The organism is Faecalicatena contorta, from assembly GCF_022835095.1.
GTDB lineage: Bacteria > Bacillota > Clostridia > Lachnospirales > Lachnospiraceae > Faecalicatena > Faecalicatena contorta.
This window is the reverse complement of the sequence record NZ_BQNQ01000001.1, coordinates 3,252,234-3,275,589: the sequence shown is the minus strand read 5'-3', so window position 1 is coordinate 3,275,589 and position 23,356 is coordinate 3,252,234. Positions and strand designations below refer to the sequence as shown.

Here is a 23,356-nt window from a genome sequence, read left to right as displayed (position 1 = left end):
TTGCAATTATAATGTGGCAGGTGTATATTTAATACCAGGATTGGAAACGTTACCGACATCGATACCGATAACGGTTCCAAAACAAAAGGAAACAAGAAAAAGTTTATTCAGAAAAGGAGAAGTAAGTATGAAGATGAAAAAGTTTTTATCAGTTGCACTGGCAGCAGCGATGACTGCAGGGCTTTTAGCCGGTTGCGGGAGCAATAAAACAGATTCCGTATCCCCCGAATCATCCCAAAAAGATGATAAAGGTTCCGTCTATTATTTAAGCTTTAAGCCTGAGCAGGCAGAACAGTGGGAAGCAGTTGCCAAAGCTTATACGGAAGAGACCGGGGTGCAGGTAAAAGTGCAGACTGCGGCTTCCGGAACCTATGAGCAGACGCTGAAGTCCGAGATTGCAAAGAAGGATGCTCCCACGCTGTTCCAGGTCAATGGACCGGTGGGATACCAGAACTGGAAAGACTACTGCATGGATCTATCGGACACAGATCTGTACTCCTGGCTGAATGACAAGGACATGGCCATTAAGGGGGAGGACGGAGGCGTATACGGTATTCCATATGCAGTGGAAGGATACGGCATCATCTACAATGAAGAGATTATGGATAAATACTTTGCTCTGGACGGTGCGAAGGCTTCCTCTATCGAAGAGATCAACAATTTTGATAAGTTAAAAGAAGTGACCGAGGACATGACAGCCAAGAAAGACCAGCTGGGCATTGAAGGCGTATTTGCTTCCACATCCTTTGCACCCGGCGAGGACTGGAGATGGCAGACACATCTGATGAACCTTCCGATCTATTATGAGTATCAGGATAAAGAGGTGAAAGATGAGAAAGAGATTACTTTTGAATATAACGAAGAGTTCAAGAATATTTTTGATCTTTATCTGAATAATTCCGTTACAGAGCCGGCTATGTTAGGTTCTAAGACCGTTTCCGATTCCATGGCTGAATTTGCGCTTGGAAAAGCAGCGATGGTACAGAACGGCAACTGGGCCTGGGGAGACATCAGCGGCGTTGACGGCAATACAGTAAAAGAAGATAAGATCAAGTATCTTCCGATCTATACAGGCATCAAAGGAGAAGAGAAACAGGGCTTATGCGTGGGCGGCGAGAACTATTTCTGCATCAACAGCGAAGCTTCCGAGGCTGACCAGAAGGCATCTCTGGACTTTATCCAGTGGCTGTTCAGTTCCGAGGAAGGCAAAGACAAAGTAACAAATGAACTGGGATTTATCACACCGTTTAACACCTTTGAGGACGACCAGAAGCCGACCGACCCGCTGGCACAGGAAGTAATCCGCTATATGGAGAATCCAGACCTGACAAGTGTATCCTGGGACTTCCAGACATTCCCGAGCCAGACATTCAAAGACAACCTTGGGGCATCACTTCTGGAATATGCGTCAGGCAATAAGGAATGGAACACAGTCGTAACAGAGTGTATCGAAGACTGGAAAGCAGAAAAAGAAGCAACAGCTGAATAAAAAAACAAGGAGGCGTGCGGAAAACCTTACTATCCACGGGGCCGTGCACCAGGCTGCACGGCATCCGAGCCAATAAAGTGAGGGGGCGGGCATCTGGCTTCTCGCCATTGGCGACTTCAAATGAGCCAGATGCCGTTACTATGCGCGGCCAACAGGCCGTGAATAGTAACCGGAAAATCGGTCTGCCTCACCCTCAAATACAGAACAGGAGGAGTATTATGCAGAAGACATATAAAAAATATTTTTGCATATTCGTGCTTCCGACACTGATTGCATTTACATTATTTTTCGTGATTCCATTTGTTCTTGGTATTGGATTATCATTCTGTAAATTTACCACAGTGACAAATGCAAGATGGGTTGGATTAGAAAACTATCTGAAGGCATTTTCAAATAAAGACTTTTTGAATGCCCTCTGGTTTACCGTAAAGTTTACAATTGTTTCTGTCATCAGCATTAATGTAATCGCCTTTATCTTTGCATATGCGCTGACAAGAGGAATCAAGGGAACAAATCTGTTCCGTACTACATTTTTCATGCCGAACTTAATCGGCGGTATCGTGCTCGGTTATATCTGGCAGCTGATGATCAACGGCGTGCTTGCCAGATTCGGAGTGACCATAACGACAGATGCGAAATACGGATTCTGGGGCCTGATTATTCTCATGAACTGGCAGCTTATCGGATATATGATGATTATCTATATCGCGGGCATCCAGAATATCCCTACAGAACTGGTGGAGGCCGCCAAGATTGACGGGGCCACAAAGCTGCAGGCGCTGTTCAAAGTGACCATACCGATGGTGATGTCCTCCGTGACGATCTGCCTGTTTCTGACTCTGACCAACTCCTTCAAGCTCTTTGACCAGAACCTGGCGCTGACTGCAGGTGCCCCGTCCAAGAAGACGGCAATGCTGGCGCTGGACATTTATACGACTTTCTATAATAGAAACGGCTGGGAGGGCGTAGGCCAGGCAAAAGCGGTTATTTTCTTTGTAATAGTAGGAATCCTGGCGCTGACGCAGCTCTATTTCACGCGAAATAAGGAGGTGGAAAGCTAATGGCTGGAAAGAAGAGAAAACAGGAAGAAGTACAGACAATGGAAGTATCAAAAGGCACAGGGGCTTTGATGACCGTGATCTTTGCCGTACTGGCTCTGGTATTTATATTCCCGATTATCCTGGTATTTATCAACTCTTTTAAGAGTAAGCTTTATATCAGCGACCAGCCTTTTGCACTTCCCAGCAGCGATACGTTCGTGGGCCTGAATAACTATATTGACGGCGTGGCTAAAACAGGGCTGATCAAGGCGGCCGGATATTCCATCTTCATAACGGTATTTTCCGTGCTGCTGATCGTACTGCTGACGGCGATGACGGCATGGTGGCTGACACGGGTAAAAAGCAAAATATCTACGGTCTTGTATTATCTGTTTGTTTTTGCTATGATTGTACCGTTCCAGATGGTGATGTTTACGCTGTCCAAGGTGACAGATACGTTAAATCTGGGAAATCCGGTGGGGATCATCTTTGTATATGTAGGGTTTGGAGCGGGATTATCGGTGTTTATGTTTGCAGGTTTTATCAAGGCGATACCGATTTCTCTGGAGGAAGCTGCCATGATTGACGGCTGCACGCCGATCCAGACATTTTTCAGGATTGTGCTGCCGGTACTAAAGCCGACAGCAATTACCGTTGCAATTCTGAATGCGATGTGGATATGGAACGATTATCTGCTCCCCCTGCTTGTATTGGGAAGCGATTATCAGACGATCCCGATTGCAGTGCAGTATCTCAGGGGCGGATATGGTTCGGTGGATATGGGAGCCATGATGGGTATGCTGGTTCTGGCAATCCTGCCGATCATCGTATTCTACCTGCTCTGCCAGAAATATATTATTAAAGGTGTGGCTGCAGGGGCAGTGAAAGGATAACAGAAAGGGGAAACGCGATGAGAGAAAGTGGAATTTTATTACCCGTTTTCGCATTGCCTTCCGAGTATGGGATTGGATGTTTTTCAAAAGAAGCCTATGAGTTTGTGGATCAGTTAAAAAAGGCGGGACAGAGTAAATGGCAGATTCTTCCGCTGGGACCGACCGGATATGGGGATTCCCCGTACCAGTCTTTCTCTACATTTGCCGGAAATCCGTATTTCATAGATTTGGAGACTTTAATCCGGGAAGGACTTCTGACAGAGGAAGAATGTAAATCATATGATTTTGGGAAAACGAAGGACTGTATAGATTATGAAAAGCTGTATCTGGGTAGATTTAAAATTCTGAGGCAGGCGTACCGCAGGTTTGACGGCAGCCGGAATGAGGAATACCGTAAATTCCTGGAGGATAACAGGGAATGGCTGGACGAATACTGTTTGTTTATGGCCCTGAAAAACCAGCATGGCGGCGTCAGCTGGCGGGAATGGGAAGCTCCTTACAGGGACAGAGATGAGAAAGCCCTGGAGGAGGCCAGAGGGAAACTGGCAGAAGAGATTGATTTCTACCGTTTCCAGCAGTTCGAATTCAACAGGCAGTGGAAACGGCTGCATGCCTATGCCAATGAAAAGGGCATAGAGATCATCGGCGATATTCCGATCTATGTGGCGTTTGACAGTGCTGATACCTGGGCGGCTCCGGAGCTGTTCCAGTTTGATGAGAATAAGGAACCGGCCGCGGTCGCAGGCTGTCCGCCGGATGGATTCTCCGCCACAGGGCAGCTGTGGGGAAATCCGCTGTATGACTGGGAATATCATAGAAAGACCGGCTATGCATGGTGGATGCGGAGAATCGCCCACTGCTTCCGGCTGTATGATATCGTCCGTATCGATCATTTCCGGGGATTTGACGAATACTATGCGATTCCTTACGGTGAGAAGACCGCCGTGAACGGCAAATGGATGCCCGGGCCGGGAATCGAATTTTTCAGGGCAGTGGAGGAGAAGCTCGGCAGGCTGAATATTATTGCGGAGGATCTGGGGTTTTTAACAGACAGTGTCTTGAAGCTTTTGGAAGACACTGGTTTTCCGGGGATGAAAGTCATACAGTTTGCATTTGATTCCAGAGAATCGGCGAACTATCTGCCTCACACATATACCCCAAACTGCGTGGTATATACCGGGACCCACGACAACGATACAACACGGGGCTGGTATCATCATGTGGATAAGGAGTGCCGTGATTTTGCAAAAGAATATCTGCATAGGCATGCGCTGGATGAAGATGAGCTGGCATGGGACTTTATCGCTATGGCCATGAGCAGTGTGGCACAGCTGTGTGTGATTCCGGTTCAGGATTATCTCTGCAGAGATAGTGAGGCTAGGATCAATACGCCTTCGACACTGGGAAATAATTGGGTATGGCGGTTGAAAAAAGGTGAGTTAAATGATACTCTTATAGAAGAGATACGTAAGATAACGAAACTATACGGTCGTCTGTAACAGTTTAGACATGTCTGAACTGTTACGGCCTTCTATCTCGTAAAGGACAGCATACCGAAGAGAAACTTCTATTAAAAATAAAATCGGCCCGGCGGAGCGTGTATGTCCAAAATACTGAATAAGGGCAGGGATCAGCATGGAGACAATTAAGGATATAGCCAGGATATGCGGGGTAGGAGTCAGCACCGTATCCCGTGCAATCAACAATCATCCGGATATCAATCCGGAGACGAAAGAGATGGTTATGCGGGTGATTAAGGAGCATAATTACATCCCTAACAACAGTGCAAGGAACCTGAAACGTTCCGATGCCAAAGCCATAGCAGTTCTGGTCAAAGGGATAACGAATCCCTTCTTCAATGACATGATAGGAATTATCGAACAGGAAACTCAGCGGAAGAAGTATACGTTTATCCTGCAGAGGGTGGAGGAACACGAGAACGAACTGGATGCGGCGATTGAGCTGGTCAAAGAAAAAAAATTAAAGGGAATTATCTTCCTGGGCGGCTTTATTACGCACTCCAGTGAGCATCTTGCACAGCTGGATGTCCCGTTTGTCCTGAGTACCTCAGGGATCGTCAATGAAGAGTCGGAGGAGGGACCGCTCTGGTCTTCCGTCTCGGTGGATGATTATGCCGAGAGCTATAAGATGACAGATTATCTGTGCAGGGCAGGACACAAAAGGATTGCAATTATATCTGCGGATAAAGAGGATGAAAGTATTGGTAAACTCAGGTTCGAGGGATATCTGAAGGCGCTGGAAGACAATCATATACAGCCGGATGAAGCGCTGATCTGCCATATGGACTACGTGACAGACAGCTATTCCATGAAGACCGGTTACCGTCTCATGAAGTCTCTGCTGGCGGAAAAGCAGGAGTTCACAGCGGTATATGCGATTGCTGACAGTCTTGCAATCGGGGCATGCCGTGCACTCACAGAGGCCGGTATCCAGATTCCGCAGGACTGTTCAGTGGCGGGATTTGACGGTCTGGAGATCGGGACATACTATACTCCGGCCCTGACGACCATCCGTCAGCCGGTAGAGAAGATGGCGAAGGTTACAATCGACCTGCTGTTTAACATAATACGGAAGAACGGGCAGCATAAAAAGGTTGTGCTTCCGGGAGAATTGCTGGTTCGGGAGTCTACCAGGGGATTGGTGTGAGGGACGCCTGCCGGGGCAATGTCTGCTGGTGAAAAGTCCATAAAGCAAGCGTTAGAAGCTGTTGAAGAAAACGGAAGGGGAAGAGAGGGCAGAATTTGCCTTACCAGGCAAATTCTGATGCCGCCTGCGGCGCGAATGCATCGGCATTCGGGCCAAATGCGGCAGGTACCTCTCTTCCCCTTCCGTTTTCTTCTACAGCTTCTTCGCGAAGTGTCAGGACATTTCACCAGCAGACATTGCCCCGCCAGGCGCCGGACTCCCCTCCTCATACGTGTCCCCCATCCGCAAAAGTAACAAAACCACATTCGTTCCCCCCACTAGATGTCTACGGATTTGATTTGTGGGTTTTCTTTGAGCAGGTCTATGACATCCTGGAATGTATAATCGTCCGGGAATGCCACGTTCAGTTTTAGTTTCAATGTCTCTTCGTCTATTCGGGTTGCTTTCATCGTTAGAATCTTAAGGTCTCTGATGGCGAAGGAATCTTTCAGGATGCTTTTGAGATGATCTGTTTCCCGGATCTCGAGGGTGATCTGCTGGATTGAAAGTGTTTTGAGCCAGCGGAAATTTTTGTGCAGGATGAACTGGATTATAATAATGCAGATGGTCGTCATTACTCCGAGCACATACATTCCAGCCCCGAAAGCCATCCCGATTCCTACGGTTGCCCAGATACCGGCGGCAGTTGTGAGACCGCTGACGGTTACATTGCGGGTGAAGATAATGCCTGCGCCGAGAAATCCGATGGCAGTTACAATGCCTGCTGCCACACGGGAGGGGTCAAGACCGATGTGATTCAGCGGCAGTATATCATTGAAACCATATTTGGAGATAATCATCATGACGGCGGAAGCGAGGGCTACGATTGTATGGGTACGGATTCCGGCGGTTTTAAAATGATTTTCCCGCTCATATCCCACGACCATACCGCAAAGAGCCGCACCTAAAATTCTGGCAAGATATTCAAGCTGTACAAGTATCTGTGGCAACATAAGGGTTCCTCCTTCCCGTATCCGGGTTTGCTTAGATAAAAGATTTTTATTCTTAATATTATTTTACCATGGAAGAGGGGAAAACACAAAAACTGGAAAAGTTTTTCAGGCTCTTCTGCTATCATTGTATGCGCAAATGAGGTATAATTCTTGAAAAGAGTACAATTTTGAGGGCGGAACAAATGGAGATAAAAGATTTAAAATACTTTGTGGAGATAGCGGAGCAGAAGAGTATGCGTAAGGCTGCAGCCAGCCTGTATGTCTCGCAGCCGAACCTGACCCGGGCGATACATAATCTGGAGCATGAATTCGGGTCAGCGCTTTTGAACAGAACAAATAAGGGTGTGGAGATGACTACATTCGGCGAGGGGTTCTATTATTATGCCAAATCAATCCTAAAGCAAGTCGATGAGATTTCTAAGATTAAGATGAATACTGAAAAATACATAGAATCGAGAATAAGTATCGCAATCGGCAAATTGATTATGCGGGATGACATGATCTACCAGTATTACGAGACAATTCGCGCCAGACGAACCGGTATTCATATCATAGAGACGACGATCGAAGATGTATTGAACCAGGTTGAGCAGACCAAGGCTGACATTGGAATCGTGACAATCAACAACATGCAGAGAGCCGCTTTCCACAAGCTGACCGAACTAAAAGAGCTGGAAATGCATGAGATCGGCGAGGGTCCCCTGTATGTCCAGTTAGGGAAAAAGAATCCATTTTATGAGAGGACTGCCATAGATGCTGAAGAACTGCTGCCATACAGCCGTGTCAGGCTTCCGCTCGACTTCTTCGCCAATATAAACAACAGCATGACAATAGACGGTAAGCTCCAAGTCAGCGATTTTGATAAGACAATCCAAATGAATAACTACCATGCAATCATCAACATGGTAAAAAGAACCGAATCCTTTATATTTGGGAACAAATGGCAGGTAGAAGAGTTAAAAAGAGGCCAGATCAACAGCCTGTTACTGAATCACTGTGATGTATACCAGAAATTAATCTGGATAAAGCGCAAAAGAGAGATACTGTCCCCGCAGGCCGAGGACTTTTTGAAACTCTTCATGGACTGCTACGCCGACTAAAAACCCTTGCCGTGATAATCAATACGTATCACGGGATAATAAGATATAAGCATTAGCCAAACCTCCTGTTCCAGTATATACTGAAGTCAGTTAAAAATTGTAGCAAACCTTAGGAGGGAATTTGGTATGAAGAAATGGCAATTAAGTAAAAAGAAAATGCTGGGGTTCTTAACAGCAGGAGCAATCGTGGTAACTATGGCGGGGTCTTATGCGGTGTGGGATCAGTTGAGTGATTCTGCATCAGGAACAGTAACACTAAGAAATAAGATAGAAGTGGCGGCACCTACTGATCCGGTTACGTATACGGAGACAGATACTGAATGGGGAACGGCACCTGTATATAAAAGCGCCCCGATTAATATTAAGGCAACAGGCGTACCAACTGGCACGAAAACAACATTAGCCCTTACAGCGACTGTGTATAAGGGAACGGATACCACTGGAACGCCGGTTAATGATGTTGAAGCAGTAATCAAAGATGGAAATTCAATTGTGACAGAATCTACATTTAATGATGAGACAGCGGCTGCGACAGGAAAGGACTATACTGTTGAAGTTACTCCTACAGATGCGGCTACGTCAGGTGAATATACAGTTGTTCTAAGCGGAGAGTTGTCTAAAGCTACTACGCCATAAATTGGTATATGAAAAAAATATTAAAGATATTGCCGAATGTTTTACTAATTATGCTTGTTGCATATATAGTCTTAATGAAAATTTGTCCGGAAAAGATAAATAAATTTTTAGGATACCAAACATTTGTAATTCTAACAGACAGCATGGAGCCAGTCTTACCGACTGGCTCTGCTGTGCTTGTTAAAAACCTAAAAGATGACGAAGAGCCTAAAGAAGGAGACATCGTTTCCTTCCGTGTAGACCGTCTGGGTGAGGATGCCGTCTTCACTCACTATTACCGTGGAACAGAAACCGAGGAAGACGGTTCTACCCGATATCTGACCCAGGGAGCAACGGCCGAACGGCCAGACGATTATATAACCCATCGCCAGGACATCATAGGCACCTATGTTTTTCACATCCCCTATGTCGGCAGGATCGTCCTATTCCTAAAAAGTCCATTTGCATTAATAGAACTAGGTATCATAATGATTATCATGATAATCTATCAATTACTTTGGGACAAATTCGACAAAGAAGAGCAGGCAGAAAAAGAAAAACAGGAGACCCGCGAGTCCCAAAGGGACGAGAAAATCCTCCCGCCCTGATGCGTCCAGCTGAGAGAAAGGGGAGTCCGGCTTCTGCAGGGGATGCCTGTGCCGTTGTAAAATCCTAAGAGCGCGCATAGAATCAGTTATAGAGAAAATATGGGGAATAGAGGGCAGGATTTGATTCACAAAATCAAATCCTGTTGCCGCCGGCGGTGTGAATGCATCGGCATTCACGCCAACTGCGGCAAGTACCTCTATTCCCCATATTTTGTCTGTTACTGATTCTCAGCAAGCGGCCGGATATTACAACGGCACGGGCATTCCCTGCAGAAGCCGGACTCCCCTTTTTCTCAGCGCCCCTCACCCGATATTTTCCCTCCCTCTTCAAGCATCCTTAAAAGATCCGCAACCTCTAAAGGCCGATAAAAGTAAAACCCCTGTATCATATCGCAGTCCGTCTGCCGAACAATCTCCAGTTCCGCATCTGTCTCCACACCCTCCACACAGACCTGTTTCTTCGACCGGTGGCAGGCGTAGACAATACTCATTATAAAATCAAGGTTCTCCGAAGAATGCGTGATCTCATTCATCAATGTACGATCCAGCTTGATGACATTTACCGGATATTTAAAAAGCATCTGCAGAGAAGAAAATCCATTCCCAAAGTCATCTAATGCGAATTTGATTCCCATTTTCAGGCATTCGGCGACGAATTCCTGCAGCCGAATAGGCATCTCATCGAAATGGGTTTCTGTCAGTTCCAGCATCAGATGCCCTTGCAAAAGCCCGCTCTCCTCAATGGTCTGCCGGATGAAAGGCAGAAACGTATCATCCAGTATCTGCAGATAGCTAACGTTAAAGGATAAAAGAAAATCAGGCTGGTAGACCAGGATCTGTTTGCAGAGCGAGACAACCTGCTCAAAAACCCATTTCCCCACGGGAAGTATCATGCGTGTCTCCTCCAGCAAGGGGATAAATACCACAGGAGATATTTCCTGTCCGTGATAGCGCCAGCGAAGCAGTGTCTCTCCTCCAATGATCTTTCCGGTATCGCGGGAGACTATGGGCTGTACCACGATCCGGAAGCCCTCGCAGCCTTTTTCTACATTTTCACTCAGGCTTAGGGCCATGATGGACTTATCTTTCTGTTTTGCTATCACATCGGAAGAAAATTTACTGTATTTCAGATCAGGATTAAGTTTAGCAATGCTGATCAATGTCATTGTATTTTCAAGAATTTCCTGCGGAGTGTCGCCGTTATCCGGGAAATGCAGAATCCCGAAGGAGGCCGCCTGCTTTGTGGACAGCTTCTGTTTGGAATAACACTCCTCAATGGTGAGCCTGATGTTTTCGACGGCTTCATTTTCGTCATATGACACATTCTGTTTTGAAACAGCCATAAAGCGGATCCCATCCAGCCGGTAGAAGGTGAAGAGACTTCCCAGTTTCTCCAGCAGGCAGTTTGAAATTGCACGCAGCAGCATATCGCCGGTTGCTCGCCCTTTGGAGTCGTTGATGTAGGTAAAATGGTTGAGGCCAAAGCCCACGATCAGAGTGCTATCCATTATGCCGATGCGTGCCGCCAGGTCATTCAGTGCAGACTGCTCACGCAGAAAACCGGTGACAGCATCCAGGGAGAAGTCGCTGTCCAGCCTTGAGACACAGCCGGAAAAAAAGAGGGGCGTATCTTTATCTCCTGACCATTTTACAATACCGCGGCAGTGTACCCATGTAGAAATGCCGTTTTTGTCTGTAATCCGGTAGCGGAGGCTGTGCACCCCTTTTTTCTGCTCCATGATGTGCCGAAGATCTTCGTGATATAAAATACGGTCCTGCTCATTGCTGATTTTCTCACCCCATGCATCAATCAGATTGTAAACAATGTTGTCCAGGAATCCGAAATCATCTTTCATATTATCTGATATGTAATACAGGTTGCTCTGTAAATCGCCGAAATACAGGTAATAAGGCGCGTCAGGTATGGCAACAGATCGGAAAAAGGCTTCCGCGTCAAAATAATTATTACGGATAAAGGTCTGAAAAGCTGTGCTGCCATCAGAAAGTGTGGTTATATTGTCATCCCAAAACTTTTTTGTGTCAGGAGTAAAGCTTTGACTTTCACTTTCTTCCATATCCCTGCTGTTTTTATCATAGGCGAGCTCAATTCTGTATATTTTTTCGTTCAGTTCGAACATTGTATCTCTTAATATATAAGTTATATGAGTCAGAGGATTGGTGTATTCCCAGTCATGGAACCTGCCCATTGCTAGAACGGAATCCGTACAAAACGGGCATGGTGTCGAAAGGCCCTGAAGAAGTTCATAGCATTCTCTGTTCTGGTATTCCTCGTGATCGGGGCAGCCAAAGGCATTCCTGGCATTATGATTCATGTAGGCCATTGTGTGGTTTTCCATATCTATCACAAAAATGAGTTCCTGCAGATTTTCAAAAAACTCCCAATTATTCTCCATAAATATAATCCCTTCCCTATGGCAGCGCCATTTCCATGTTATGAATTATTTTTCACAGCAGGTTATTTTTTCTTTTTAAGATTAAACTTTTTTCGCAATTCTTCCAGTTGATGTTTACTGCTTCTGGACTCCATCTTAGGAAATGCTTTTACAAGACGGCGGCTGACACGCGGTGTTTTACTGCCAAGTTCCTGGTAGTGGTTTTTAAGTTCTGCAATGCGGCTGCGCATTTCTTCGGAGGCTTCCTGGGTCTTTTCCTTCAGATCTGCGGCGGCTTCCTGCGTCTTTTCGCGTAAGCCGGAGGTGGCCTCCTGTGTCTTACCCAGCAATCCGGAAGTGGCTTCCTGTGTTCTTTCTTTCAGTCCGGAGGCGGCCTCCTGTATGTTTTCCCTTAGTTCAGAAGCGGCCTCGTCCAGTTTCTGCTTGGAAACCTCCTGCTTTTCCATGGCGAAGATTACTTTTTCATAGATATCTTCACCGATTTGATTGGAAATCTCGTGCAGTTCTCCCGCAATTTTTTCCATGCTGGCCAGACGTTTGTTAAATTTGAATATTGCGGTTGCAGTGACATAGAGATCCGCAAACATAGCAATTCCCAGCAACACAATCAGTATAATCCCTGCCGTATGGGGAAGAAAAGTCAGCAGTTTATGGATCAGCGGGTGGATAAAATCCATGATGGCCACGCAGGCGATTCCCCAGACCAGAGAGAAAATCAGGCATACATAACCGCCGATATTAAAAGGCTGTTCCGAATAGTCCCACCATTTATTGTGGAATATCTTGTCCATTGCCCATCCAGTAATGCCTTCGAGAAGGGTAACCAGAATGACGGAAGAAACATAGAGAATAATCAGGTTGTCCTTGTAGGGTGTGAGAAATGCGATAACTATAGTGACTCCCACACCATAGATAGGGCAGATAGGGCCGTTCAAGAATCCTCTGTTCACAAATCTGTGCTCCTTGAAAGCGGCAAATCCCACCTCAGAGCACCAGCCTAAAAATCCGTATACAAAAAAGTAAAGTAATATGTAATAAATGTCCATAATCATATCCCTCTTTAGTGGCAGTTATTTTATATTTTGATGTTCTGCATCTCATATGAATCCCGCATATCAGAATCGCAGAAATCGGAAAGCTATTATTTATAGAGTAAATCTTGTGACAAAAAATGTCAATCTATTTGACTTACTGTGTGAAAAGATTTATAATTCCTTATGGAGAATAATTATCAATACCAAATACATTTTACAGGAGAAAGCCATGAGGTTAAAAGAAGGCAGAAACCATCATACTTACCAGGTACAGGAGATCAATACAGAATTGAATCTGGAGCGCAGGCTGGAGGCGCTTGGACTTACTACGGGGTCTAATATCACAATATTGAATAATGATAAAAAGGGCGCGATTACGGTAAGGTTCCGGGGCACAAGATTTGCTTTGGGAAAACGGATCGCAGACAACATTGTGGTTGAGGAGGTCCGGGCATGAGCGATCGGGTAATTAATGTTGGATTTATAGGAAATCCGAACTGCGGGAAGACAACGTTATTTAATGCATACACAGGCGCCAACCTGAAGGTGGCGAACTGGCCGGGAGTTACGGTAGAAAAAAAAGAAGGAAAGGCATTTTACAAGGACCAGGAGTTCAAACTGATTGATCTTCCGGGTATTTACAGTCTGACCTCGTATACAATGGAGGAAAAGGTATCCAGAGAATGCATTATGAGCGGAGAGGTGGATGTCATTGTGGATGTGGTTGACGCCTCCTGTCTGGAGCGCAATCTCTATCTGACGCTGCAGCTCATTGAGCTGGGAAAGCCAGTGGTACTGGCACTAAATATGATGGATATCGTGGAAGAACGCGGCATGGAGATTGACCTGCACCGTCTGCCGGAGATGCTGGGCATCCCGGCAATACCGGTTTCCGCCAGAAAGATGAGCGGGCTGGAGATCCTGATGCATGCGGTGGCACACCACAAGGATTATGCAAGACAGAGTCCTTTTATCCATCACCATGCTGAGAACACAAAACATATACATAATCATCACCGCGATTACGCAATGGTTTATCAGGATGAGATAGAAGATAAGATCGATCTGATTATAGAACAGTTCCTGCGTTTGTATCCAAGGATGGAAAATAAAAGATGGCATGCCATAAAGATGCTGGAACAGGACCATGCAGTTATGGAGAAATACCCCGTGAATATGCCGGAGGTTATGGACCGTAGTTATGAGAAGGATATCATTAACCAGAAATATGATTTTATAGAAGAGATTATTCAGGAGACCCTGGTGAATAAGAGTAAGAAAGAGGAACGGACGGACAGAGCAGACCGTTTCATGACCAGCAAATGGCTGGGGCTGCCTATCTTTCTTGGAATCATGGCTCTTGTCTTCTTCCTGACTTTTACCGTGGGGGACTGGCTGAAGGGATACTTTGAGATCGCGCTTGAGTGGATATCCGGAGCAGCAGGCAGCCTGTTTACCGCCTGGAATGTGAACGCCATGCTGCAGTCTCTGATCGTGGATGGAATTATCTCAGGCGTCGGAGGGATTCTGACATTTCTGCCGAATATCTTTATCCTGTTCCTGGCGCTTGCCTTTTTGGAGGATAGCGGGTACATGGCGAGAGTGGCGTTTGTCATGGACGATATCATGGGGCACCTGGGGCTTTCCGGGAGGGCATTCCTGCCTATGCTGCTTGGATTCGGATGCTCCGTTCCGGCGATTATGGCATCCAGGGCACTGGAAAATAGAAAGGACAGGCTGAAAACAATCATGGTAACGCCTTTTATGTCCTGCAGCGCAAGGCTGCCGATCTATGTGCTGTTTTCTTCCATGTTTTTCGGAAAACATGCGATGATGGCCTGTTATTCCATGTATCTGCTGGGAATTATTGTTGCGATCACAACGGCCTTTGTCCTTTCGAAAATCGACGGAAGTAAGGCGGAACATTCCCTTTTAATTGAGCTTCCGGAGTATAAGACCCCGAACGCGAGGACAATTGCGATCTATGTCTGGGAAAAGGTGAAAGATTATCTTACCAAGGCGGGAACCGTTATTTTTATAGCTTCGATTATTATGTGGATCATCCTGAATTTTGGAACTGCTGGATATGTGACAGACATTTCCCAGAGTTTTGGATCTATGATCGGAAAGGCTATTGTGCCAATATTTAAACCGCTGGGTCTTGGCTACTGGCAGATCATTGTAGCCCTGATTGCGGGGATTGCCGCAAAGGAAGTCGTGGTATCCAGCTGCAGTGTACTGTTTGGTATCCAGAATATTACCACGGGCCATGGAATGGCAAGCTTTGTGGGAACACTGGGGGCTATGGGCTTCGGAGCGGCCAACGCCTATGCATTAATGGTATTCTGTCTGCTCTATGTACCTTGTACGGCTACAATCGCTACGATTAACCGGGAGGTGGGGAGTAAAAAGATCACAGTCGGGATCGTGTTATTCCAGCTGGCAGTGGCGTGGTGTGTAAGTTTCCTGGCCTATCACATAGCGGGGATATTCTTCTGAGGAGTTTAAGTGGCAGAGGTACTTTTGTAAAAAGGATGTCTGCCGCCTATAGCTGTAATTGGCAACATCAATAAAGGGAGCGTGCAGGCCAGCCTATATAAAAGGAGTATTTATGAAAAGGAGTAGAATTATTTATTTTGCTTTAATTGTAATTACAATGGTATTAGGGCTTGCGTCAAGGCAATTTGGTGACTGTCTGCCGGTATTTCTGAGGAACTATGCGGGTGATGCCTTGTGGGCTATGATGGTATTTTGGGGAATTGGATTCCTATTTTCTAAAATGGCTGCTGCAAAAGTGATGCTGGCGGCATTGGTGTTCTCTTTTGCAATAGAGTTTTCCCAATTGTATCAAGCAGATTGGATAAATGTATTGCGCCACACTACACTGGGAGGATTGATTTTGGAATATGGTTTTTTATGGAGTGATTTAGTGTGTTATACCGTTGGAATTCTGATAGGAGTAGGTATTGAGATTGGGATATTGAACTGGACGGGAATGAGGCAGAAAAAGTAGCTGGCATGATGCGGCCGCTGCAAGTGTGAGTTTCGCGGAATTCGACAATATGGAGGAGTGATAAGAATGCATAATATTAAGTTAGTTTTGGAGTATGACGGGGCGCGCTATCAGGGATGGCAGAGGCTTGGTAAGGGGGAGTCGGCAAATACGGTGGCGAACAGGCTGCTGGATGTGATTCATAAAATGACCGCGGAGGATGTGGAACTGTTTTGTGGGGCCAGGACTGAGGTTGGGGTTCACGCTTATGGGCAGGTGGTTAATTTTAAGACTACTTCGGATATGAAAGCGGATGAAATACGGCAGTATCTGAACCGTTATCTGCCTATGGATATTGCGGTTCTTTCTGCGGAGGAGATGCCGGAGCGTTTTCATGCTTCACTGAATGCGAAGTCCAGGAGTTATCTGTATCGGATTGCTATTGGCGCGGTGCCCAGTGTATTTAACCGGAAATATACTTATTATGCGTTCCGCACCCCGGATGTGGGTGTTATGCAGCAGGCGGCTCTTTTATTGGCCGGAAGACACGATTTTAAACATTTTTCAACTGTTAAGAAGAGTAAGTCTACGGAAAAAGAGATTTATAATATAGACATCCATGGTGATGCGGAAGAGATTCAGATTCGTATTCGGGCAAATGATTTTTTGCATAATATGCCGAGGATGATTGTTGGAACCTTGCTTGATATCGGGCTTGGGAAACGGAAGGTGGAATGTATTGAGGCAGTCTTTTCGGGGGCGGAAGAGGCGAGCGCACCTTGTGATCCGAAAGGGATGTTTTTGGAGAAGGTGGAGGGGTATTTATAGGAGGAGATTATGTTTCGGTCTTTGAGTGAAGGGGAACTGGCGGCGCGGGGGGCGCTTTTGATTGAGAATGTTCAGGATGGTTTTTTGCGGTTTGAGGCTGTGACTCTTAGAGGGGATAAGCTGGCGATGCAGTGCTTTTTGGAGCGGTGTCTGGTGGTGAATGAGGGCGCTTCTTTTGCGGATTTTTATTATTCGGTGCTGACTGAGGAGGAACAGCGTGGATTTGTGGCTGGGTTGAGTGATGAGGAAAAAAGTGTATTTTTGCAGTTTGAAACGGAACCCAGGCAGGTATACTATCCTTTGGTGGCGGAAAATCTGGTTTTTCTTGCGGAGATTACTGCCAGGAACTGGCTGTTTTCTACTTTTTATTTTACGAAGCAAAAAGCGGTGGTCTGGGGAAATTATGGTCTGGAATATCCTTTGTTTTGTGAAGAGGGGGAGACGCTGGAGGGTTATAAAAATATAGCGCAGGAATGCGGATTGGAGTTGGGTTAGATGATAGAAGAGAGAAGAGTTGCGGATTCCAGGGTGGAAACGGTGCATATGGTACGGCCGAATCATTTGAATGCGGCGGGGCGTTTGTTTGGCGGGATTCTGATGCAGTGGCTGGATGATGTGGCCGGGCTGGTGGCGAAGCGCCATACCAGGAGCAACATTATTACGGCCTCGGTGGATAATTTGCGTTTTATTCAGGGGGCTTATCAGAAGGATGTGATTGTGATTATCGGGAAGGCGACTTATGTGGGTAATACGTCCATGGAAGTCAGGGTTGATACTTATGTGGAAAATATGGACGGGATGCGCAGGCCGATTAACCGTGCCTATTTTACGATGGTTGCGTTGGACGAGAATGACAAGCCTAAGCGGGTGCCGCGCCTGATTCTGGAGAGTGAGGAAGAAAAGGCAGAATGGGAAGCAGCAAAAAAGAGAAGAGAGATGAGGATAAAAAGGAAAGAAGAAGGTTTTTAGGCCTTCTTCTTTCCTTTTTATCCTCCGGGTTATTGGGGGATCATTTTTTCTTCATAAAAGAGCTGACCATATTGATGGTTCTGTCGATCTGCGCCTGCTCATCTTTGGACTTTCCATCTTTCATTATTTCCAGGATCAGTGACATCTCGTCCCCGGAAAAACTGATACCCTTTTTGTTTGCATTTGTGATCAGGGCCATCATGATGGGGGCCAGGTCTCTGCCGGATTTGCCGGCGGTCTGGGAAGCAGCCATTTGAATCAGTTCCAGTTTTATGGGGTCAATATTTTTCATAGCCGGATTGTTCATCCATTCGTTCATCTATATCATCTCCTTCCATAAATGAATCATTCCCCATAGGGGCATTGTCTGCTGTATCAGTTTGGGTTGGTGCATTTTCCGCCGAAGCAGGGGCCCATGGTTCATTTCCATGGGAGATGTCTTCTGTGGTATCTTCCATAGAGGAGGTTTCTTTTGGGGCTTCCGCATGAGCAGAATCCTCCCCTGTACCTGGGTCAAAGGACGTATCCCCGGAAAACATGCTATTGTACATCTGGAACATATTCTGCTGGTCAGGAGTCAGCATCCCCATCATCATATCCATGGGATTGAAGCCTCCGGAAAACATATTTCCCATGCCGCCCATGTGGTCAGTTCCGCCGCCGGAGGCTCCGGCAAAACTGTTTTCGGATGAAAAACCGCTGTCTGTGCCTGAAAAACCATTTTCCTGGCCCTGAGAGCTTTCCTGGAACATTTGTACCATTTCCATTATATTCATCATATTCAGAAATGTGTCCATCATTTCCGCCTGCTGCTGCGGCAGATAGGGCCTTAACTCCTGGAGCATCTCCATCATCGATGGTGCCTGGTCGCTGCCAAAGGCCTGGCTATGTAAATCGTTTTCGAAATTCTGAAAAAAAGAAATTGTCTGCTGGAGCTCCTGGAATTTTATGAATATTCCCAAAAACTGCTGGTTAGAAGCAGGAGTGTAGGGCAGAAACAGCTTCAGCATCTGAAGCTGGGGCGGTGTAACCAGTTCATCAAACGGTGTCATTGGTTTTGGCGTTTTCTTTTCCATATTCACTCCTGTTTATCACGTTGTAAATATATATGATGAGAAGTATAAAAATATGAGGATGGGATAAGACTAAAGTGAGGACTCCTACATACTATAATAGGGAATAGAAAGGAAAGGGCGGTTTCAAAATGAAAAGAAAACTGATTATCGATGGAAATGCGGTGTATGAGATAGACGAGGATTGCATGCTGAAGAAACGAATGGAAGAGAAGAAAGGGAACAAAGAGCCGGAGGGGAAAAAAAGGCCGCAGGATCAGAATAAGGCAAAACCATAACCATGCGGGTAAATCCATTTTTAGAATGCTAGAACAAAGTGGGCAAGCTGGCGCCGCCGCGATGCCGTTTGGCGGCTATATACTTTATTGCGGCGTGTGCATTCTCCCATAGGGTTTTATGATATAGGAAATTCTGAATGAATTTCCTATATCATAAAATAACCCCGGTACAAAGATCTGTACCGGGGCTGTTTTTATTTCCTGCCTTTGGGCGCCCGAAACGTAAATGTTACGGGATGGCCCGGGCAGAAATTCCTGTTCTGGTAAGTTTTACTGGTTTGGAATTAGCATCCGCAGTTGTTTCCGCCGCCAAAGCCGCCGCAGCAGCAAAGCAGGATGATGATCCACAGGCAGCTGTCGTTGCCGCCGCAGCCATTGCCGCATCCGCCGCCAAAGCCGTTGCCGCCGCAGCAGCAAAGCAGGATAATGATCCACAGACAAGAAGACATTCCGTTTCCGCATCCTCCGCAGCTAGTTTCGCATCCACATCCGCAGTTTGTAGCACTTAAATCACTCATGTTAAATCCTCCATATATGTTTGATTACAGTTCATAATATGTAGGTGGTTACAAATGTGTGAAAAGATTTCCCTAATTATTTTTAAAAAGATTTTTATACCATTTTAATATCCGGCCGGGGTTCTTTCACACCTATTTTATGGTGTATGTGTTATTTTATATAGGAAAGTACTTAGCACTTTCCTATTATATAAAACCCTTCGGGGGATGCACACGCCGCCATAAGGTATATAGCCGCAAAGCGGCATTGCGGCGGCGCCAAAGTGTGCAAGCCCCTCATGAGTGAGGGGGCGGAGAGTTGAGGTGGGCTTGCCCACTTGTTCTAAGAATAACCCGGACAGCGATGTATCCTAATGTCTGAAAGGGTTTCATCTTGCAATGCAGAAGATTCTGAAGTAAGATAGCAGAAAGGAAACGGCAAAGGAATTGATAGGATGAAGGAAGACAGCAGAAAGCCGGATCTGTTTTTGAAACAGCTGATGGAGGCTGAGAAAGAACAAAGCGGAAAAGGCAGATTAAAAATATTTTTTGGTTACGCGGCAGGCATAGGAAAAACCTATGCCATGCTGTCGTCTGCCCACAAGGCGAAAGACGCAGGAATTGACGTGGTGGCAGGCTACATAGAACCGCATACTAGGCCGGAGACGATGGCTCTGACGCAGGGTCTGGAGATGCTTTCTGTAAAAGAGGTGGAATATCACGGCATACGTCTCCATGAATTTGACCTGGAGGCTGCGCTGCTCAGAAAACCCGAACTGATTCTGGTGGATGAACTGGCGCATACAAACGCACAGGGCAGTATCCATGCCAAACGTTACCAGGATATAAAGGAGCTTTTGAAGGCGGGGATTAATGTTTATACTACGGTCAATGTACAGCACTTGGAGAGTCTGAACGACACCATTGCAGGGATTACGGGGGTGCTTGTGCGGGAACGGATTCCCGACAGCGTGTTTGACGAGGCGGATCAGGTGGAGATGGTGGATATTGAGCCGGAGGAGCTGCTGGAGCGGCTGAAGGCCGGGAAGATCTATAAGGAAAAGCAGGCGGACCGGGCACTTTCCAACTTTTTTACAAAGGATAACCTGATCTCTCTGCGGGAAATTGCACTGCGGCGTATGGCTGACCGTGTGAATCTTGCCCAGGACAGCATGATCCATGCCAGCAATGAGACAGCGGAACATCTTATGGTATGCTTGTCCCCTTCGCCTTCCAACGGCAAGGTGATCCGGCAGGCGGCCCGGATGGCGAATGCATTTCACGGCAAACTGACTGCGCTCTATGTGGAAACGCCCGATTCGGCCAATATGTCGAAGGCGGATCAGAAGGGGCTGAATGATAATACGCGGCTGGCGGAACAGCTGGGAGCAAAAATCGTAACTTCCTATGGAAATGATATCGTAGAAGAAATTGCGGCGTATGCGCAGGCATCCCGAGTCTCCAAGGTTGTTCTGGGCAGAACTTATACAAAACGAAGGCTTTTGTTTATCCGGGACAGCGTATCCGAACAGCTATCCAGGCTGGCGCCGAACCTGGAAATCTTTCTGATCCCGGATGCATTCGATAAGAGGTACAGAGGCCGCGTAAAAAAGAGGCGGGAAGAGACATATAAGAAGGCCTGGCTTGATGCGCTCATATGTATTGTCAGCCTGGGCGTGTCCACGGCAATTGCCCTGATCTTCACCAGGCTCGGATTCAGCGACGCCAATCTGGTCATGGTATATATCCTGGGTGTGCTGACATCGGCTATGTTTACCAGCCATCAGATCTGGGGTATAATTACAAGTGTTTTCAGCGTGCTTGTGTTTAATTATTTTTTTACGGATCCGGTGCGGACGCTGTCTGTCAATGATCCGGGATACTTTATTACATTTTTTGTGATGTTTGTCACTTCCCTGTGCAGCTCGGCGCTTACCAAGCAGGTGAAGAACTATGCCCGCCAGAATGCCAGGAAGGCCTACCGTACGGAACTGCTTTTGGAAACCAGCAGAAAGCTGCAGGATGCGGGTACCACCCAGGAGATTGCTTCAAGAACGATTCAGCAGCTGGGAATGCTTCTGGAGAAGAATATTTATTTCTATCTCGGGAAACCATCGGCGAAAAACAGGCCGATTGTATATAAGAAAGATCCGGATGCGCCGGATGTGCTGGGGGAGGAGGAATTGGGAGTTGCCCAGTGGACCTTCCGCAACAATAAACATGCAGGCTTTTCCACCCAGACGCTTCCGGGTTCCCGCTTCCTTTTTGCCGCGGTCAGGAGCGGGGAGAGAGTTTTTGCGGTGGTCGGGATTGATATGGAGAAGAAGCCGATACCAGCTTTTGAAGAAGGCGTTATGGGGGCAATTTTGAACGAGTGCGCGTTTGCGTTGGAGAAGGAGGCACTCCTCGTACAACAGCAGGAGATTGACCTGAAGCTGCAGAAGGAACAGCTGCGTGCGAATCTGCTGCGCTCTATTTCCCACGATCTGCGGACGCCTCTTACCAGTATATCGGGCAATGCCGAGACCCTTTTGATCAATGAAGGCGAAGTGGAAAAGGAGCAGAGAAAGAAGATTTACAAAGATATCTATGATGATTCCATGTGGCTGATTAATTTGGTTGAAAATCTGCTTTCTGTCACCAGGATTGAGAATGGCACGATGGAACTGAACCTTCAGGGCGAGATTGTGGAAGATGTGATCGAAGAAGCGCTGCATCACGTGAACCGGCGCGGAAAAGAACAGAAGATCCACGTGGAATGTGATGAGCTGCTGATGGCGAAGATGGATGTAAAATTAATGCTTCAGGTGTTGATTAATCTGACGGACAATGCGGTAAAATATACGCCGGCAGGCTCCGAGATCTGGATTAAAGCGCTAAAACAGGGAAATAAGGCCGTGATCTCGGTAGCAGATAATGGACCGGGGATTCCGGCAGAGCTCAAGCCCAAGCTGTTCCAGATGTTTTATACCGCAGGCCATGCGGTTACCGACGGCAGGCGGGGGATGGGCCTAGGGCTGACTTTGTGCAAATCCATTATCAATGCTCATGGAAGCGAGTTAAAAGTATTTGACAATGTTCCGAAGGGAACCGTATTTTGTTTTGAATTGGAAGTGGAGGAAGTAACATTATGACAGTGAATGGCAAACCTTTTATTCTTGTTGTCGAGGATGATATGCCGGTCAGAAATCTGATCACCACAACGCTGGAATCCCAGGATTATAAATATGAGACTGCTGCTAACGGAAACCAGGCGGTCATGGCTGCGGCTTCCGGCAATCCGGATATCATACTGATGGACCTGGGGCTGCCGGATATGGACGGTATCGAGGTGATCCGAAAGATCCGGACGTGGTCTGTTGCGCCGGTGATCGTGATCAGCGCAAGAAGTGATGACAGGGATAAAGTGGAAGCTCTGGACGCCGGGGCTGATGATTATCTGACAAAACCGTTCAGTGTGGAGGAGCTGCTGGCAAGACTGCGTTCCACGCTGCGCAGGGTGCAGTATCTCATGCGGACGAAGGATCAGAACTCCAGTGTGTTTAAAGATGGGGATCTGGTGATTGATTACGGCGCAGGAACTGTCTTTGTGGGAGAAAAAGAGATTCATCTCATGCCTTTGGAGTACAGCCTGCTCTGTCTGCTCGCGCAGAATGTTGGAAAAGTGCTGACATACCAGTTTATTCTGGATAAAGTCTGGGTGAATGCGATTGAAAGCGATATGTCCTCTCTCAGAGTGTATATGGCGTCACTCCGCAAAAAAATTGAAAAAGATAAATCCAATCCGCAGTATATCCAGACTCATATAGGCGTAGGGTACCGGATGCTGCGGGTAGATGAGAAGACTGAGGTTAGTTAACAGACGGG

General features: G+C 46.6%; 23 protein-coding genes. 17 read left to right on the top strand and 6 right to left on the bottom strand.

Annotated features, from left to right (window positions below; genetic code table 11):
• The first annotated feature begins 127 nt into the window (after positions 1–127).
• The 5 genes from MWG26_RS14745 to MWG26_RS14725 all read left to right on the top strand — a co-directional run bounded on the left by MWG26_RS14745 (position 128) and on the right by MWG26_RS14725 (position 6,089).
• Positions 128–1,489: an ABC transporter substrate-binding protein gene (locus MWG26_RS14745; protein ID WP_240285796.1), complete on the top strand. Its 1,362-nt coding sequence runs from the start codon at positions 128–130 to the stop codon at positions 1,487–1,489.
• 218 nt (positions 1,490–1,707) lie between these two features.
• Positions 1,708–2,550 (top strand): carbohydrate ABC transporter permease, encoded by an 843-nt coding sequence (locus tag MWG26_RS14740; protein ID WP_025656880.1) that lies wholly within the window; start codon positions 1,708–1,710, stop codon positions 2,548–2,550.
• Complete coding sequence (locus MWG26_RS14735; protein WP_025656881.1) at positions 2,550–3,422, top strand: carbohydrate ABC transporter permease; 873 nt, start codon at positions 2,550–2,552, stop codon at positions 3,420–3,422. The genes MWG26_RS14740 and MWG26_RS14735 overlap by 1 nt, the downstream gene beginning before the upstream one ends.
• A 17-nt stretch (positions 3,423–3,439) precedes the next feature.
• On the top strand, positions 3,440–4,921 hold the full coding sequence (gene malQ / locus MWG26_RS14730; RefSeq protein ID WP_044927208.1) for a 4-alpha-glucanotransferase: 1,482 nt from the start codon (positions 3,440–3,442) through the stop codon (positions 4,919–4,921).
• A 136-nt stretch (positions 4,922–5,057) separates the two neighbouring features.
• On the top strand, positions 5,058–6,089 hold the full coding sequence (locus MWG26_RS14725; RefSeq protein WP_025656882.1) for a LacI family DNA-binding transcriptional regulator: 1,032 nt from the start codon (positions 5,058–5,060) through the stop codon (positions 6,087–6,089).
• A gap of 317 nt (positions 6,090–6,406) precedes the next feature.
• Here MWG26_RS14725 and MWG26_RS14720 read toward each other — a convergent pair whose 3' ends face one another.
• Positions 6,407–7,081, bottom strand: a complete 675-nt coding sequence (locus MWG26_RS14720; protein ID WP_025656883.1) for an MgtC/SapB family protein — start codon at positions 7,079–7,081, stop codon at positions 6,407–6,409.
• Between the two features lie 182 nt (positions 7,082–7,263).
• On the opposite strand from MWG26_RS14720, the gene MWG26_RS14715 reads away from it, so the two are divergent.
• The 3 genes from MWG26_RS14715 (at position 7,264) to MWG26_RS14705 (ending at position 9,404) form a co-directional block, all read left to right on the top strand.
• Complete coding sequence (locus MWG26_RS14715) at positions 7,264–8,181, top strand: LysR family transcriptional regulator (RefSeq protein ID WP_025656884.1); 918 nt, start codon at positions 7,264–7,266, stop codon at positions 8,179–8,181.
• Positions 8,182–8,307: 126 nt separating this feature from the next.
• Complete coding sequence (locus MWG26_RS14710) at positions 8,308–8,817, top strand: hypothetical protein (RefSeq protein ID WP_025656885.1); 510 nt, start codon at positions 8,308–8,310, stop codon at positions 8,815–8,817.
• An 8-nt stretch (positions 8,818–8,825) separates the two neighbouring features.
• Positions 8,826–9,404: a signal peptidase I gene (locus MWG26_RS14705; RefSeq protein ID WP_025656886.1), complete on the top strand. Its 579-nt coding sequence runs from the start codon at positions 8,826–8,828 to the stop codon at positions 9,402–9,404.
• A gap of 293 nt (positions 9,405–9,697) precedes the next feature.
• On the opposite strand, the gene MWG26_RS14700 is transcribed toward MWG26_RS14705, so the two are convergent.
• Together MWG26_RS14700 and MWG26_RS14695 are read right to left on the bottom strand one after the other, a co-directional pair.
• Positions 9,698–11,818: an EAL domain-containing protein gene (locus MWG26_RS14700; protein ID WP_025656887.1), complete on the bottom strand. Its 2,121-nt coding sequence runs from the start codon at positions 11,816–11,818 to the stop codon at positions 9,698–9,700.
• Between the two features lie 62 nt (positions 11,819–11,880).
• The gene (locus MWG26_RS14695; protein ID WP_025656888.1) at positions 11,881–12,864 is read right to left on the bottom strand and encodes a putative ABC transporter permease; all 984 of its coding nucleotides are present in this window, start codon (positions 12,862–12,864) and stop codon (positions 11,881–11,883) included.
• Positions 12,865–13,081: 217 nt separating this feature from the next.
• Here MWG26_RS14695 and MWG26_RS14690 point away from each other — a divergent pair, with 217 nt between their 5' ends.
• The 6 genes from MWG26_RS14690 to MWG26_RS14665 all read left to right on the top strand — a co-directional run bounded on the left by MWG26_RS14690 (position 13,082) and on the right by MWG26_RS14665 (position 17,641).
• Complete coding sequence (locus MWG26_RS14690) at positions 13,082–13,309, top strand: FeoA family protein (RefSeq protein ID WP_025656889.1); 228 nt, start codon at positions 13,082–13,084, stop codon at positions 13,307–13,309.
• A complete protein-coding gene (gene feoB, locus MWG26_RS14685; protein WP_025656890.1) occupies positions 13,306–15,351 on the top strand; it encodes a ferrous iron transport protein B in 2,046 nt (681 codons plus the stop codon). Before MWG26_RS14690 ends, feoB begins: the two co-directional genes overlap by 4 nt.
• 112 nt (positions 15,352–15,463) lie before the next feature.
• Complete coding sequence (locus MWG26_RS14680) at positions 15,464–15,865, top strand: ribosomal maturation YjgA family protein (protein ID WP_025656891.1); 402 nt, start codon at positions 15,464–15,466, stop codon at positions 15,863–15,865.
• 66 nt (positions 15,866–15,931) lie between these two features.
• Positions 15,932–16,672 (top strand): tRNA pseudouridine(38-40) synthase TruA, encoded by a 741-nt coding sequence (gene truA, locus MWG26_RS14675; RefSeq protein WP_025656892.1) that lies wholly within the window; start codon positions 15,932–15,934, stop codon positions 16,670–16,672.
• Positions 16,673–16,681: 9 nt separating this feature from the next.
• A complete protein-coding gene (locus tag MWG26_RS14670) occupies positions 16,682–17,167 on the top strand; it encodes a hypothetical protein (RefSeq protein WP_025656893.1) in 486 nt (161 codons plus the stop codon).
• Positions 17,168–17,641: an acyl-CoA thioesterase gene (locus MWG26_RS14665; protein ID WP_025656894.1), complete on the top strand. Its 474-nt coding sequence runs from the start codon at positions 17,168–17,170 to the stop codon at positions 17,639–17,641. It abuts the gene before it with no gap.
• A 40-nt stretch (positions 17,642–17,681) separates the two neighbouring features.
• On the opposite strand, the gene MWG26_RS14660 is transcribed toward MWG26_RS14665, so the two are convergent.
• Positions 17,682–17,960: a hypothetical protein gene (locus MWG26_RS14660; RefSeq protein ID WP_025656895.1), complete on the bottom strand. Its 279-nt coding sequence runs from the start codon at positions 17,958–17,960 to the stop codon at positions 17,682–17,684.
• A complete protein-coding gene (locus tag MWG26_RS14655) occupies positions 17,920–18,717 on the bottom strand; it encodes a hypothetical protein (RefSeq protein WP_025656896.1) in 798 nt (265 codons plus the stop codon). Before MWG26_RS14655 ends, MWG26_RS14660 begins: the two co-directional genes overlap by 41 nt.
• A gap of 128 nt (positions 18,718–18,845) precedes the next feature.
• Between MWG26_RS14655 and MWG26_RS14650 the strand changes: the two genes are divergently transcribed.
• On the top strand, positions 18,846–18,992 hold the full coding sequence (locus tag MWG26_RS14650; protein ID WP_167702483.1) for a hypothetical protein: 147 nt from the start codon (positions 18,846–18,848) through the stop codon (positions 18,990–18,992).
• A gap of 284 nt (positions 18,993–19,276) precedes the next feature.
• Here the strand turns inward: MWG26_RS14650 and MWG26_RS14645 are convergent, their stop codons facing one another.
• Positions 19,277–19,510, bottom strand: a complete 234-nt coding sequence (locus tag MWG26_RS14645) for a chorion class high-cysteine HCB protein 13 (RefSeq protein ID WP_081733163.1) — start codon at positions 19,508–19,510, stop codon at positions 19,277–19,279.
• Between the two features lie 434 nt (positions 19,511–19,944).
• Here MWG26_RS14645 and MWG26_RS14640 point away from each other — a divergent pair, with 434 nt between their 5' ends.
• Positions 19,945–22,623, top strand: a complete 2,679-nt coding sequence (locus tag MWG26_RS14640; protein WP_117441308.1) for a sensor histidine kinase — start codon at positions 19,945–19,947, stop codon at positions 22,621–22,623.
• Positions 22,620–23,348 (top strand): response regulator, encoded by a 729-nt coding sequence (locus MWG26_RS14635; RefSeq protein ID WP_025656898.1) that lies wholly within the window; start codon positions 22,620–22,622, stop codon positions 23,346–23,348. Before MWG26_RS14640 ends, MWG26_RS14635 begins: the two co-directional genes overlap by 4 nt.
• Positions 23,349–23,356: the final 8 nt, after the last annotated feature.

What these genes read in the sequence shown, in the direction of transcription:
- MWG26_RS14745 (WP_240285796.1), top strand. Translation starts at nt 128, where the DNA reads ATGAAGATGAAAAAGTTTTTATCAGTTGCACTGGCAGCAGCGATGACT.
- MWG26_RS14740 (WP_025656880.1), top strand. Translation starts at nt 1,708, where the DNA reads ATGCAGAAGACATATAAAAAATATTTTTGCATATTCGTGCTTCCGACA.
- MWG26_RS14735 (WP_025656881.1), top strand. Translation starts at nt 2,550, where the DNA reads ATGGCTGGAAAGAAGAGAAAACAGGAAGAAGTACAGACAATGGAAGTA.
- malQ (WP_044927208.1), top strand. Translation starts at nt 3,440, where the DNA reads ATGAGAGAAAGTGGAATTTTATTACCCGTTTTCGCATTGCCTTCCGAG.
- MWG26_RS14725 (WP_025656882.1), top strand. Translation starts at nt 5,058, where the DNA reads ATGGAGACAATTAAGGATATAGCCAGGATATGCGGGGTAGGAGTCAGC.
- MWG26_RS14720 (WP_025656883.1), bottom strand. Translation starts at nt 7,081, where the DNA reads ATGTTGCCACAGATACTTGTACAGCTTGAATATCTTGCCAGAATTTTA.
- MWG26_RS14715 (WP_025656884.1), top strand. Translation starts at nt 7,264, where the DNA reads ATGGAGATAAAAGATTTAAAATACTTTGTGGAGATAGCGGAGCAGAAG.
- MWG26_RS14710 (WP_025656885.1), top strand. Translation starts at nt 8,308, where the DNA reads ATGAAGAAATGGCAATTAAGTAAAAAGAAAATGCTGGGGTTCTTAACA.
- MWG26_RS14705 (WP_025656886.1), top strand. Translation starts at nt 8,826, where the DNA reads ATGAAAAAAATATTAAAGATATTGCCGAATGTTTTACTAATTATGCTT.
- MWG26_RS14700 (WP_025656887.1), bottom strand. Translation starts at nt 11,818, where the DNA reads ATGGAGAATAATTGGGAGTTTTTTGAAAATCTGCAGGAACTCATTTTT.
- MWG26_RS14695 (WP_025656888.1), bottom strand. Translation starts at nt 12,864, where the DNA reads ATGGACATTTATTACATATTACTTTACTTTTTTGTATACGGATTTTTA.
- MWG26_RS14690 (WP_025656889.1), top strand. Translation starts at nt 13,082, where the DNA reads ATGAGGTTAAAAGAAGGCAGAAACCATCATACTTACCAGGTACAGGAG.
- feoB (WP_025656890.1), top strand. Translation starts at nt 13,306, where the DNA reads ATGAGCGATCGGGTAATTAATGTTGGATTTATAGGAAATCCGAACTGC.
- MWG26_RS14680 (WP_025656891.1), top strand. Translation starts at nt 15,464, where the DNA reads ATGAAAAGGAGTAGAATTATTTATTTTGCTTTAATTGTAATTACAATG.
- truA (WP_025656892.1), top strand. Translation starts at nt 15,932, where the DNA reads ATGCATAATATTAAGTTAGTTTTGGAGTATGACGGGGCGCGCTATCAG.
- MWG26_RS14670 (WP_025656893.1), top strand. Translation starts at nt 16,682, where the DNA reads ATGTTTCGGTCTTTGAGTGAAGGGGAACTGGCGGCGCGGGGGGCGCTT.
- MWG26_RS14665 (WP_025656894.1), top strand. Translation starts at nt 17,168, where the DNA reads ATGATAGAAGAGAGAAGAGTTGCGGATTCCAGGGTGGAAACGGTGCAT.
- MWG26_RS14660 (WP_025656895.1), bottom strand. Translation starts at nt 17,960, where the DNA reads ATGAACGAATGGATGAACAATCCGGCTATGAAAAATATTGACCCCATA.
- MWG26_RS14655 (WP_025656896.1), bottom strand. Translation starts at nt 18,717, where the DNA reads ATGGAAAAGAAAACGCCAAAACCAATGACACCGTTTGATGAACTGGTT.
- MWG26_RS14650 (WP_167702483.1), top strand. Translation starts at nt 18,846, where the DNA reads ATGAAAAGAAAACTGATTATCGATGGAAATGCGGTGTATGAGATAGAC.
- MWG26_RS14645 (WP_081733163.1), bottom strand. Translation starts at nt 19,510, where the DNA reads ATGAGTGATTTAAGTGCTACAAACTGCGGATGTGGATGCGAAACTAGC.
- MWG26_RS14640 (WP_117441308.1), top strand. Translation starts at nt 19,945, where the DNA reads ATGAAGGAAGACAGCAGAAAGCCGGATCTGTTTTTGAAACAGCTGATG.
- MWG26_RS14635 (WP_025656898.1), top strand. Translation starts at nt 22,620, where the DNA reads ATGACAGTGAATGGCAAACCTTTTATTCTTGTTGTCGAGGATGATATG.